At 69.8% G+C, this 11,931-nt stretch carries 10 protein-coding genes; all 10 read left to right on the plus strand.

The window, feature by feature from the left end; genetic code table 11:
• Nucleotides 1-71 precede the first annotated feature (71 nt).
• The 10 genes from J5226_RS00095 (at nucleotide 72) to leuB (ending at nucleotide 11,778) form a co-directional block, all read left to right on the plus strand.
• Nucleotides 72-1,799, plus strand: coding sequence for a dihydroxy-acid dehydratase (locus J5226_RS00095; RefSeq protein ID WP_215837838.1), 1,728 nt, complete (start codon nucleotides 72-74; stop codon nucleotides 1,797-1,799).
• Between the two features lie 58 nt (nucleotides 1,800-1,857).
• On the plus strand, nucleotides 1,858-2,886 hold the full coding sequence (ilvC, locus tag J5226_RS00100) for a ketol-acid reductoisomerase (protein ID WP_215837839.1): 1,029 nt from the start codon (nucleotides 1,858-1,860) through the stop codon (nucleotides 2,884-2,886).
• A complete protein-coding gene (gene ilvG, locus J5226_RS00105; protein WP_215837840.1) occupies nucleotides 2,886-4,634 on the plus strand; it encodes an acetolactate synthase 2 catalytic subunit in 1,749 nt (582 codons plus the stop codon). The genes ilvC and ilvG overlap by 1 nt, the downstream gene beginning before the upstream one ends.
• Complete coding sequence (locus tag J5226_RS00110; RefSeq protein WP_057946323.1) at nucleotides 4,618-4,854, plus strand: ACT domain-containing protein; 237 nt, start codon at nucleotides 4,618-4,620, stop codon at nucleotides 4,852-4,854. Before ilvG ends, J5226_RS00110 begins: the two co-directional genes overlap by 17 nt.
• Nucleotides 4,845-5,825: an aminotransferase class IV gene (locus J5226_RS00115; protein WP_215837841.1), complete on the plus strand. Its 981-nt coding sequence runs from the start codon at nucleotides 4,845-4,847 to the stop codon at nucleotides 5,823-5,825. The genes J5226_RS00110 and J5226_RS00115 overlap by 10 nt, the downstream gene beginning before the upstream one ends.
• Nucleotides 5,826-5,827: 2 nt before the next feature.
• Entirely contained in the window at nucleotides 5,828-6,949 is a 1,122-nt protein-coding gene (locus tag J5226_RS00120) for a threonine dehydratase (protein ID WP_255322939.1), read from the plus strand.
• Nucleotides 6,946-8,562 carry a 2-isopropylmalate synthase gene (locus tag J5226_RS00125; RefSeq protein WP_215837842.1) on the plus strand — a complete coding sequence of 539 codons (1,617 nt, stop codon included), beginning with the start codon at nucleotides 6,946-6,948 and terminating at the stop codon, nucleotides 8,560-8,562. The genes J5226_RS00120 and J5226_RS00125 overlap by 4 nt, the downstream gene beginning before the upstream one ends.
• A gap of 78 nt (nucleotides 8,563-8,640) precedes the next feature.
• The gene (gene leuC, locus J5226_RS00130; RefSeq protein WP_215837843.1) at nucleotides 8,641-10,071 is read left to right on the plus strand and encodes a 3-isopropylmalate dehydratase large subunit; all 1,431 of its coding nucleotides are present in this window, start codon (nucleotides 8,641-8,643) and stop codon (nucleotides 10,069-10,071) included.
• Nucleotides 10,071-10,700, plus strand: coding sequence for a 3-isopropylmalate dehydratase small subunit (leuD, locus tag J5226_RS00135; RefSeq protein ID WP_215837844.1), 630 nt, complete (start codon nucleotides 10,071-10,073; stop codon nucleotides 10,698-10,700). The genes leuC and leuD overlap by 1 nt, the downstream gene beginning before the upstream one ends.
• A complete protein-coding gene (gene leuB / locus J5226_RS00140; RefSeq protein WP_215837845.1) occupies nucleotides 10,690-11,778 on the plus strand; it encodes a 3-isopropylmalate dehydrogenase in 1,089 nt (362 codons plus the stop codon). The genes leuD and leuB overlap by 11 nt, the downstream gene beginning before the upstream one ends.
• The last annotated feature ends 153 nt before the right edge of the window (nucleotides 11,779-11,931 follow it).

Genomic DNA, 11,931 nt, shown 5'->3' on the forward strand with positions numbered 1-11,931 from the left:
CTCGGGTTCCTGCAACGCCGCACGCGGACGTGCGGAAACGGCGAAGGATTCGCCTCCAAGGAACGCCGTTCGTGAGAAGCAACGCCATCAAGCAAGGCCCGGCCCGAGCCCCCGCGCGCGCGATGCTGCGCGCCACCGGCTTGGACGATGCGGCCATCGCCAGACCGCTGGTCGCCGTCGTCCACACCTGGAGCGACGTCTCGCCGTGCAACATCACCCTGCGCGATCTGGCCCAGCACGTGCGCCGCGGCGTGCACGACGGCGGCGGCACGCCGATCGAGTTCAACACCATCGCCGTCACCGACGGCATCGCCATGGGCAGCGACGGCATGCGCGCCTCGCTGGCCTCGCGCGAAACCATCGCCGATTCGATCGAACTGGCGGTCTCCGGCCATTGCCTGGACGCGATGGTGCTGCTGGTCGGCTGCGACAAGACCATCCCCGCCGCGGCGATGGCCGCCGCGCGCTTGGACATCCCGACCGTGATCCTCTACGGCGGCACGATCATGCCGGGCCATTGCCCGTCGAAGAAAGGCAGCGCGCAGGACAAGCCGCTGACCGTGCAGGACGTGTTCGAAGCGGTCGGCGCGCATTCGGCCGGGCGCATCGACGACGCCGAACTGCACCGCATCGAATCGCACGCCTGCCCCGGCGCCGGCGCCTGCGGCGGCCAGTTCACCGCCAACACCATGGCGATGGTGCTGACCTTCCTGGGCCTGTCGCCGCTGGGCTACAACGACGTTCCGGCGATCCACGACGACAAGCCCGAAACCGCGCGCCTGTGCGGCGAACTGGTGATGCAGCGGCTGCGCGACGGTTCGCCGACGCCGCGCGAGCTGATCACCGCCGCCTCGCTGCGCAACGCCGCGCGCGCGGTCTCGGCCACCGCCGGTTCGACCAACGCCGCGCTGCATCTGCTGGCGATCGCGCACGAAGCCGGGGTCGCGTTCGACCTGGAAGAATTCGAAGCCGCCGCGCACACGCCGGTCATCGCCGACCTGAAACCCGGCGGACGCTACACCGCCGCGGAAATGTTCGAATTCGGCGGCGCGGCGCTGGTGGCGCGCGAGCTGAAGACGGCCGGTCTGATCGAGGATATTCCGACGGTCACCGGCCGTTCCTTTTTTCAGGAGCTGAGCGAAGCCACGCTGGCCGCGCAGCAGGACGTGGTGCGTCCGATCAGCGACCCGATCAAGCCGCGCGGCGGCTACTCGATCATCTACGGCAACCTCGCGCCGGAAGGCTGCATCCTCAAGCTGGCCGGCCACGGCCGCGAACACTTCGAAGGCCCGGCGCGGGTGTTCGATTCGGAAGAAGCCGCGTTCGCCGCGGTGCAAGCGCGGCAGATCAACGCGGGCGACGTGGTGGTGATCCGCTTCGAAGGCCCGACCGGCGGCCCCGGCATGCGCGAAATGCTGGCGGTGACCGCCGCGCTGGTCGGCCAAGGACTGAGCAACGACGTCGCGCTGATCACCGACGGCCGTTTCAGCGGCGCGACCCATGGCTTCATGGTCGGCCACATCTCGCCGGAAGCCGCGCACGGCGGCCCGATCGCGCGGCTGCGCGAGGGCGACCGCATCAGCATCGACGTGACCACCCGCGCGCTCAGCGTCGCCGCCGACCTGGCCGCGCGCGAACCCGCGCGCATCGCCCCGCGCGTGACCACCGGCGTGCTGGCCAAGTACGCGCGCAGCGTCGGTTCCGCCTCGCGCGGCGCCGTCACCGCGCCCGGCCCGCTGCAGGCGCCGAAAAAGATCGAAGCGACCTTGATCGAAAACGCAGTACCCGAACCCGCGTAACCCCGCCTTTTCTCGCTCCTCACTTCTCTCCGCTCACTCCTCCCTACGAGACTCCGCCATGACCAGCACCGCCTCCCGCCCCAAGATCGCCGTCGTCGGCTACGGCAGCCAAGGCCGCGCCCACGCGCTCAACCTGCGCGATTCCGGCTTCGACATCACCGTAGGCCTGCGCCCCGGCGGCCCGACCGAGATCAAGGCCAAGGCCGACGGCTTCACCGTCCAGACTCCGGCCGAAGCGGTCGCCGGCGCCGACCTCGTCGCCGTGCTGACCCCGGACATGGTCCAGCCGCAGCTCTACCGCGAGGTGATCGAGCCGAACATCCGCGAAGGCGCCTGCCTGCTGTTCGCCCACGGCTTCAACGTGCATTACGGCCAGATCGCGCCGCGCGCCGATCTCGACGTGGTGCTGGTCGCGCCGAAGGGCCCGGGCGCGCTGGTGCGCCGCGAATACGAAATCGGCCGCGGCGTGCCCAGCGTCTACGCCGTGCACCAGGACAAGAGCGGCCGCGCCGAGGAATTCGCCCTGACCTACTGCGGCGGCATCGGCGGCGCGCGCCAGAACGCGATCAAGACCACGTTCAAGGAAGAGACCGAGACCGATCTGTTCGGCGAACAGGCGGTGCTGTGCGGCGGCGCGACCAAGCTGGTCCAGGCCGGTTGGGAAACCCTGGTGGAAGCCGGCTATCAGCCGGAAGTCGCCTACTACGAGTGCCTGCACGAACTGAAGCTGATCGTCGACCTGTTCTACGAAGGCGGCATCACCCGCATGCACGAGTTCATCAGCGAGACCGCGCAGTACGGCGCGCTGACCCGCGGCACCTACGTCGTCGACGACAACACCCGCGCGCAGATGCGCAAGGTGCTGGCGGAAATCCAGGACGGCACCTTCGCCAAGCAGTGGATCGCCGAGTACGCCTCGGGCAACGCCAACTACAAGGCGCTCAAGCGCGGCGATCTGGAACACCCGATCGAAGCGGTCGGCAAGAAGCTGCGCGCGAACATGAAGTGGCTGGACAACGCTCCCAAGACCGCGGCCGCCGCCGCGCCCGCCGCGAGCCGCGGCGAACGACAGGAAGAGGCCGCCTGATGAACGGTGCCCGCTGGCTGGCGCAAGCGCTGGCCGCAGAAGGCGTGGACACGCTGTTCGGTTATCCGGGCGGCACGATCATGCCTTTCTACGACGCCCTGCACGGCTCGGACCTGAAGCACATTCTGGTCCGCCACGAGCAAGGCGCGGCTTTCGCGGCGAACGGCTACGCCCGTGCCAGCGGGCGAGTCGGCGTTTGCGTAGCCACGTCCGGCCCCGGCGCCTCCAATCTGGTCACCGGCATCGCCGACGCGATGCTGGACTCGGTGCCGATGGTCTGCATCACCGGGCAAGTGGCGACCTCGCTGATGGGCACCGACGCGTTCCAGGAACTGGACGTGTTCGGCATGACCTTGCCGATCGTCAAGCACAGCTTCCTGGCGCGCAGCGTCGACGACCTGCCGCGCATGGTCGGCGAAGCGTTCCGGCTGGCGCGTTCGGGCCGTCCGGGGCCGGTGTTGATCGATCTGCCCAAGGACGTGCAGAACGCCGACGCTTCGCATCTGGCCGCGCACGCGCCGCTGCCGGTGGAAGCGGCGCCGGCCGCGCCGGACGCGTCGTACCACGAAGCCGCCGCGCTGATCGCGCATGCGCGCAAGCCGCTGGTCTACGGCGGCGGCGGCATCTCGCTGGGCGATGCGGTGGAGTCGTTCCGCGCCTTCGTCGAAGGCAGCCAGATCCCGGCGGTGCTGACGCTGAAGGGCTTGGGCGCGTTGCCGGCCGATCATGCGCTGAACCTGGGCATGCTCGGCATGCACGGCAACCGCGCGGCCAACGTGTCGGTGCAGGAATGCGATCTGCTGATCGTGGTCGGCGCGCGTTTCGACGACCGCGCCACCGGCAAGCTGGCCGAGTTCGCGCCGCACGCGCGCGTGGTCCACATGGACCTGGACGCCTGCGAGATCGGCAAGCTGCGCCACGCCGACGCCGGCGTGCGCGGCTGCCTGCGCCGCTCGCTGGACGCGCTGACCCCGGCGATCACCGCGCAACTGCAGGGCCGCAACGGCGGCGCCCGCCGCGCGTGGCGCGACACCTGCCTGCAGCGCAAGCGCGAGTGCGCGCCGCGTTACGACGCGCCCGGCGAGACGGTGTACGCGCCGGCGCTGCTGAAGCAACTGTCCGAGCGCGCGCCGCAAGCGGTCGTCGCCTGCGACGTCGGCCAGCATCAGATGTGGGTCGCGCAGCATTGGCGCTTCGACGATCCGCGCAAGCATCTGACCAGCGGCGGTCTGGGCGCGATGGGCTTCGGCGTGCCGGCGGCGCTCGGCGCGCAGTTGGAGAACCCGCAGGCGACCGTCATCTGCGTCAGCGGCGACGGTTCGTTCCTGATGAACGTGCAGGAGCTGGCGACCATCGCGCGTTATCGCCTGCCGGTGAAGATCGTGCTGCTCGACAACCAGGCGCTGGGCATGGTCCGGCAGTGGCAGGAACTGTTCTTCGAGCGCCGCTATTCGGAGATCGACCTGTCCGACAACCCGGACTTCTGCGCCATCGCCGCCGCGTTCGGGATCAAGGCGATGTACGTCGACCGCGCCGATTCGGTCGACGAAGCGCTGACCTACATGCTCGACACCCCCGGCCCCGTGCTGCTGCACGTGGCCATCGACCAGGCCGCCAACGTCTGGCCGCTGGTTCCGCCGAACCACAACAACGCGCAGATGCTCGATCCGGAAGCCACCGACGCCGACGCGATCGCCAGCCTGACGCCCGCCGCCCCACAGGAGAGCGCCCATGCGATACCAGCTTGATCTGACCCTGCGCCAGGCCGAAGGCGCCCTGGCCCGGGTATTGGGCGCCGCCGAGCGCCGCGGCTTCCGTCCCCTGTCGGTGGACGGCGAAGCGCAACCGGACGGCGATCGTTGGCACCTGCGCATGACCGTGGAAGGCGACCGCGCCGACACCGCGCTGCAGAGCCAGCTCGCCAAGCTTTACGACTGTCTTGCCGTCGAGGTTTCCCCATGCACCTGACCACCGAACTTCTCGAACGTCCCGAACAAACCCAGGCGCCGGCGCACGCCGCCGCGACCGTGCGCGAGCGCGCGCAGGCGCCGAGCCGCAGCATCGACGTGCCCGCCGCGCAGCCGCAGATCTGGTTCGACGGCCGGTTCATCGGCAGCGACGCGCCCGAAGCGCCGCTGACCACCCACGCCATGCACTACGGCACCGCGGTGTTCGAGGGCATCCGCAGCTACGCCACCGCCGACGGCGGCGCGGCGGTGTTCCGCCTGCCCGAACACATGGAGCGCATGCGCAAGGGCGCGGACATGTTCGGCATCGATTTCGACGTCGAGCGCGCCAGCCGCGCGGTGCTGGACACGCTGCGCGCCAACGGCCACCGCGACGCCTACATCCGTCCGCTGACCTGGATGGGCACCGGCAGCATCGGCCTGGACGTGGATCCGCTGACCCAGCACCTGATGGTCGCCACCATCGCCAAGGTCGTGCACCTGGGCGGCGCGCGCACACGCCTGACCGTGTCGCCGTGGAAGCGTAACCCGGCCACCTCGCTGCCGCCGCTGAAGCTGTCGGGCGCGTACGTCAACTCGATCCTGGCCAAGCGCGAAGCCAAGCAGCGCGGCTTCGACGAAGCGCTGTTCACCGACGACAAGGGCTATGTGGTCGAGTGCACCGGCGCCAACGTGTTCATGGTCAAGAACGGCGAGGTGACCTCGGTCGATCACCGCGACGCGCTGCCGGGCATCACCCGCGACACCATGATCGCGCTGTCGGGCGCCGCTTCGCGCGAGGTCACCTTGCACGAACTGCTGGACGCGGACGAAGTCTTCGTCTGCGGCACCGCGGCCGAGGCCTGCGCGATCAGCGCACTGGACCGCCGCGAGTTCGGCGACAACCCGGTCACGCGCGAACTGTCGGCGCTGTACGCCAAGGTCGTGCGCGGGCAAGACGACCGCTACACGCACTGGCTGACGGCGGTTTGAGCATGGACGGCGACGTAGTACGCACCCCAATCGACGTCGGCGCCGCCGATCTGCTGGCGGCGCAGGCGCGGCTGCGCCGCTACCTCGCCGTCACCCCGCTGCACCACGCCGAACGCTTCGGCTGCTGGTTGAAGCTGGAAAACCTGCAGCGCACCGGTTCCTACAAGGTACGCGGCGCGCTCAACGCGCTGCTGGCCGCGCGCGAACGCGGCGATCACCGTCCGGTGATCGCCGCCTCGGCCGGCAACCACGCCCAGGGTCTGGCCTGGGCCGCGTATCGCCTCGGCGTCAACGCGATCACGGTGATGCCGCGCTGCGCGCCGCAGACCAAGATCGCCGGCGTCGCCCACTGGGGCGCGACCGTGCGCCTGCACGGCGAGACCTACGACGAAGCCAAGGCCTTCGCGATCGAACTGGCCGAGCAGCACGACTACCGTTTGCTGTCGGCGTTCGACGATCCCGACGTGATCGCCGGCCAAGGCACGGTCGGCCTGGAACTGGCCGCGTTCGCGCCCGACGTGGTGCTGGTGCCGATCGGCGGCGGCGGCCTCGCATCCGGCGTCGCGCTGGCGCTGAAATCGCAGGGCGTGCGCATCATCGGCGCGCAGGTCGAAGGCGTGGACTCGATGGCGCGCGCGCTGCGCGGCGACCGCAGCCTGATCGAACCGGCCGCGACCTTGGCCGACGGCGTGCGGGTCAAGGATCCCGGCCGCCTGACCCAACGTCTGCTGTCGCAACTGCTGGACGACGTGGTGATCGTGCGCGAAGCCGAGCTACGCGAAACCCTGGTCCGGCTCGCGCTGGAAGAACACATCATCGCCGAAGGCGCCGGCGCGCTGGCGCTGGCGGCCGGCCGCCGCATCGCCGCCAAGCGCAAGTGCGCGGTGGTCTCCGGCGGCAATCTCGATGCCGGCGTGCTGGCACAGTTGTTGTCGGATGTGCGACCGCGCGCACCGCGGCGCCCGCGCCGTCGCAATCGCGACACCTCGCTGTCGCGCGCCGGCGCCACCATCGAGGTGGACATTTACAAGCTCGCCAATCTGCCGCCGCCGCGCGCGGCGCTCGCCCCCGCTCAACCTTCTCCCTCCCCGCATCGCACCGTTACAGAGGACGTCACCCCATGAACGACTCGCCCGGTCCGGTAGTTCCCCCGATTACGGGAACCACTGAGGCGCCCCAGCACGTCACCATCTTCGACACCAGCCTGCGCGACGGCGAGCAATCGCCCGGCTGCAGCATGAGCGCGAGCCAGAAGCTGCGCTTCGCCCACGCGCTCAGCGAACTCGGCGTGGACGTCATCGAGGCCGGCTTCCCCGCAAGCTCGGAGGCCGACCTCGAGGGCGTGCGCGCGATCGTGCGCGAAGTGCGCGGCTCGTCGCTGGCGACCCTGGCGCGCTGCCACCCGGGCGATATCGAAGCCTGCGCGCGCGCGCTGGAAGGCGCGGCCAAGCCGCGCATCCACGTGTTCATCTCCACCAGCCCGCTGCATCGCCAACACAAGTTGAACCTGGACAAGCAGCAGGTGCTGGAGCGCGCGGTCGCCGCGGTCGAGCAGGCGCGGCGCTACGTCGACGACGTCGAGTTCTCGTGCGAGGACGCGCTGCGCACCGAGCCGGAGTATCTGGTCGAGATCTGCGGCGCGGCCATCGCGGCCGGCGCGCGCACCTTGAACATCCCCGACACCGTCGGCTACACCACGCCTAGCGAGATCCGTTCGCTGTTCGAGTACCTGCGCGCCAACGTGCGCGACGCGCACCAGGCGGTGTTCAGCGCCCACTGCCACAACGATCTGGGCCTGGCCGTGGCCAACAGCCTGGCCGCGATCGAAGGCGGCGCGCGTCAGGTCGAGTGCACCATCAACGGCATCGGCGAGCGCGCCGGCAACTGCGCGCTGGAAGAACTGGTGATGGCGCTGCGCGTGCGCAACGCTTATTACAACGCCAGCACCCGCATCGACACCCGCCGATTGGTGCCGACCTCGCGCCTGCTGTCGCGCATCACCGGCATGGTGGTCCAGCGCAACAAGGCGGTGGTCGGCCAGAACGCGTTCGCGCACGAGTCGGGCATCCACCAGCACGGCATGCTCAAGCATCGCGGCACCTACGAGATCATGGCGCCGGAAGACGTGGGCTGGGCTCAGTCGCAGATGGTGATGGGCCGCCACAGCGGCCGCGCCGCGCTCAACGACCGCTTGCAGGCGCTGGGCTTCAGCGTCGACGAAGCGCGCCTGAATTCGGTGTTCGCCGCGTTCAAGACCCTGGCCGAGAAGAAGCGCGAAGTGTTCGACGCCGACCTGGAAGCGCTGGTGCTCGGCGCCGACGCCAAGGCCGCGCGCGGCTACCGCTTGGTACGCGCCCACGTCAGCACCGGCGTGGCCGACGGCAGCCTGCCGACCGCGAGCGTGCAGTTGGTCGATCCCGACGGCGCCACGATCAGCGAAGCCGCGGTCGGCGACGGCCCCGTGCACGCGCTGTTCGCCGCCTTGGCGCGCGCGACCGGCATCGTCCTGAACATCGACAGCTACCACGTCTCCAGCGTGACCACCGGCGACGACGCGCAAGGTCAGGCCAGCATCACCGCGCGCGTGGACGGCGTCGAGCTGACCGGCTCGGGCACCAGCACCGACATCATCGAGGCCAGCGCGCTGGCCTGGCTGGAGTTGGCGAACCGCGTGGTGCGCACGCAGCGGCAGCCGGAACCGGCGGCCGCGCCGCGCAAGGTCGCCGCGACCGCTTGAAGAACGCAGCCCTTCTCCCGCTCGCGGGAGAAGGCGAACCAAACACTTTCAAAGCCGAACGCCATAGTCGCCTCCATCATGACTTCAGCCATCCAAGCCACCACGCTGTTCGACAAACTGTGGAACGCCCATCTGGTCGCGCCCGAATCCGAGGCCGCGCCGGCGGTGCTCTACATCGACCTGCACCTGATCCACGAAGTCACCTCGCCGCAGGCCTTCGCCGAACTCGACGCGCGCGGCCTCGCGCCGCGCCGCGCGGATCTGACCAAGGGCACGCTCGACCACTCAACCCCGACCCTGCCCGCCGGCGCCGACGGCCGCCTGCCTTACTACACCGCCGAAGCCGAGCATCAGGTCGAGACCCTGCGCCGCAATTGCGCGCGCCACGGCATCGAGCTGTTCGATTACGACAGCGATCACCGCGGCATCGTCCACGTGATTGGCCCCGAACTCGGCCTGACCCAGCCCGGCCAGACCATCGTCTGCGGCGACAGCCACACCGCCACCCACGGCGCGTTCGGCGCGCTGGCCTTCGGCATCGGCACCAGCGAAGTCGGCCACGTGCTGGCCACGCAGTGCCTGCTGCAGCGCAAGCCCAAGACCTTGGCGATCAACGTCGAAGGCGAGTTGGCGCCCGGCGTCGGCGCCAAGGACCTGATCCTGCACATCATCGGCGAGATCGGCGTCAACGGCGGCACCGGCCACGTCATCGAATACCGCGGCTCGACCATCCGCACGCTGTCGATGGACGAACGCATGACCGTCTGCAATATGTCGATCGAAGCCGGCGCCCGCGCGGGCTTGATCGCGCCGGACCAGACCACCTTCGACTACCTCGCGCAGACCCCGCGCGCGCCGCGCGGCGGCGACTGGGAGCGCGCGGTCGCGCGCTGGAGCCAATTCAAGAGCGACGATGGCGCCGCGTTCGACCGCGAAGTGCAGATCGACGCGACGACAATCAAGCCGACCCTGACCTGGGGCACGCACCCGGGCCAGGTCGCGGCGATCGACGCGCGCTTGCCGCAGGCGCGCGACGCCGACGAAGCCAAGGCGCTGGCCTACATGGGCTTCGACGGCGGCGCGACGATGGCCGGGCGGCCGGTGGACGTGGTGTTCGTCGGCAGCTGCACCAACTCGCGCCTGTCCGATCTGCGCCAAGCCGCCGACGTGCTGCGCGGCCGTCGCGTGCATCCGCGCGTGCGCATGCTGGTCGTGCCGGGTTCCGAACAGGTCAAGCGCGCCGCCGAAGCCGAAGGCATCGACGCGGTGGTGCGCGCGGCCGGCGCCGAATGGCGCGAGCCGGGCTGCTCGATGTGCATCGCCATGAACGGCGATCTGGTCGGCGCCGGACAACTCGCTGTGTCCACCAGCAACCGCAATTTCGAGGGCCGTCAGGGCAAGGGCGCGCGCACCTTGCTGGCCTCGCCGCTGACCGCCGCGGCCTGCGCCGTGGCCGGGCACGTGGTCGATCCGCGCGAGTATCTGAGCGACGTCAAGGAGGTCGCGTAATGTCCGCTTCCGTGTCCCCGGGCGTCTCCGAAGTCGTCTCGCGCACCGTCGTGCTGCGCGAACGCAACATCGACACCGATCAAATCATCCCCGCGCGTTTCCTCACCACCACCGAGCGCAAGGGCCTGGGCAAGTTCGCCTTTAACGACTGGCGCTATCTCGCCGACGGCTCGCCCAACCCCGAGTTCGAGCTCAACAAGCCTGCCAACGCCGGCGCCGCGATCCTGGTCGCCGGGCGCAACTTCGGTTGCGGCTCCTCGCGCGAACACGCGCCGTGGGCGCTGACCGACCTGGGTCTGCGCGCGGTGATCAGCAGCGAGATCGCCGACATCTTCCGCAGCAACTCGCTCAAGAACGGCCTGCTGCCGATCGTGGTCGAGCAGGCGCTGCTGGACGAATTGCTGGAACGGCCCGGCATCGAACTGCGCATCGACGTGCGCGAACGCCGCCTGCACCTGCCCGACGGGCGCAGCGCGCAGTTCCCGCTCGACGCCTTCGCCCAAACCTGCCTGATCGAAGGCGTCGACCAGCTCGGCTATCTGCTGCGCCAGCTCGACGCCATCCAGACATTCGAACAACGCCGCGCCGCGGCCCAACCATCCGTACAGGAGCAAGTCCATGCGCGCTGACATCGTCGTTCTCGAAGGCGACGGCATCGGTCCGGAAGTCACCGCCGCCGCGGTCGAAGTGCTGCGGGCGGTCGCCGTCCGTTACAACCATCAGTTCGACCTGCAGCACCATCTGATCGGCGGCGCCGCCATCGACGCCACCGGCGAGCCGCTGCCGGCGACCACGCTGCAGGCCTGCCAGCGCAGCGACGCGGTGCTGCTCGGCGCGGTCGGCGGCCCGAAGTGGTCCGACCCGAAAGCCAAGGTGCGCCCGGAACAAGGCTTGCTGGCGCTGCGCAAGGGCCTGGGCCTGTACGCCAACCTGCGCCCGGTGCAGCCGCACGCGGCCACGCTAGGCGCTTCGCCGATCAAGCCGCATCTGCTGGCCGGGGTCGATCTGATCGTGGTGCGCGAACTCACCGGCGGCATCTATTTCGGCCAGAAGCAGCGCGGCGCGGCCAGCGCCAGCGACCTGTGCGAGTACAGCGTCGCCGAGATCGAGCGCGTGGTGCGCCGCGCCTGCGAACTCGCGCGCGGCCGCCGCAGCCACGTGGTCAGCGTGGACAAGGCCAACGTGCTGGAAACCTCGCGCCTGTGGCGCGAAGTCGCGACCCGGGTCGCGCGCGAGGAATTCCCCGACGTGACCTTGGAGCATCAGCTGGTCGATTCGATGGCCATGCATCTGATCGCCAAGCCGCGCGCGTTCGATGTGATCGTCACCGAGAACATGTTCGGCGACATCCTCACCGACGAGGCTTCGATGTTGGCCGGTTCGCTCGGCCTGCTGCCGTCGGCGTCGCTGGGCGAAGGCAAGGTCGGCCTGTACGAGCCGATCCACGGCTCGGCGCCCGACATCGCCGGCCGCGGCATCGCCAATCCTTGCGGCACCATCCTCAGCGCCGCGCTGTTGCTGCGCCATTCGCTGGGCCTGGAGGCCGAAGCGGCCTGCGTCGAGAAAGCCGTGGCCGCGGTGCTCGACGCCGGCGTGCTGACCGCCGACCTCGCTCCCGCCGGCGAAGCGGCGAGCACCGCCGCCGTCACCGCCGCGGTGCTGGCCCAACTCGATCTGCCCTGCCACGTCGCCGAACTGCGCGACTGATCGCACATAAAGCCCCTCTTCCGCCAGCGGGAGAGGGGTGGGGGCGAGGGCCACACACCGACCAAGCTCCGACCGCATGCACGAACCGCCCACCGGACAACAAAGCGACCGCCACCGCTCTCTCCAGCGACAGCCGTACCCCCTTCCCGATGC

The organism is Lysobacter sp. K5869, from assembly GCF_018847975.1.
Classification (GTDB): Bacteria; Pseudomonadota; Gammaproteobacteria; order Xanthomonadales; family Xanthomonadaceae; genus Lysobacter.

Coding starts and splice junctions, on each gene's coding strand:
- J5226_RS00115 (WP_215837841.1), top strand. CDS start 4,845: ATGCACCTGACCACCGAACTTCTCGAACGTCCCGAACAAACCCAGGCG.
- leuD (WP_215837844.1), top strand. CDS start 10,071: ATGTCCGCTTCCGTGTCCCCGGGCGTCTCCGAAGTCGTCTCGCGCACC.
- ilvC (WP_215837839.1), top strand. CDS start 1,858: ATGACCAGCACCGCCTCCCGCCCCAAGATCGCCGTCGTCGGCTACGGC.
- J5226_RS00110 (WP_057946323.1), top strand. CDS start 4,618: ATGCGATACCAGCTTGATCTGACCCTGCGCCAGGCCGAAGGCGCCCTG.
- leuB (WP_215837845.1), top strand. CDS start 10,690: ATGCGCGCTGACATCGTCGTTCTCGAAGGCGACGGCATCGGTCCGGAA.
- ilvG (WP_215837840.1), top strand. CDS start 2,886: ATGAACGGTGCCCGCTGGCTGGCGCAAGCGCTGGCCGCAGAAGGCGTG.
- leuC (WP_215837843.1), top strand. CDS start 8,641: ATGACTTCAGCCATCCAAGCCACCACGCTGTTCGACAAACTGTGGAAC.
- J5226_RS00125 (WP_215837842.1), top strand. CDS start 6,946: ATGAACGACTCGCCCGGTCCGGTAGTTCCCCCGATTACGGGAACCACT.
- J5226_RS00120 (WP_255322939.1), top strand. CDS start 5,828: ATGGACGGCGACGTAGTACGCACCCCAATCGACGTCGGCGCCGCCGAT.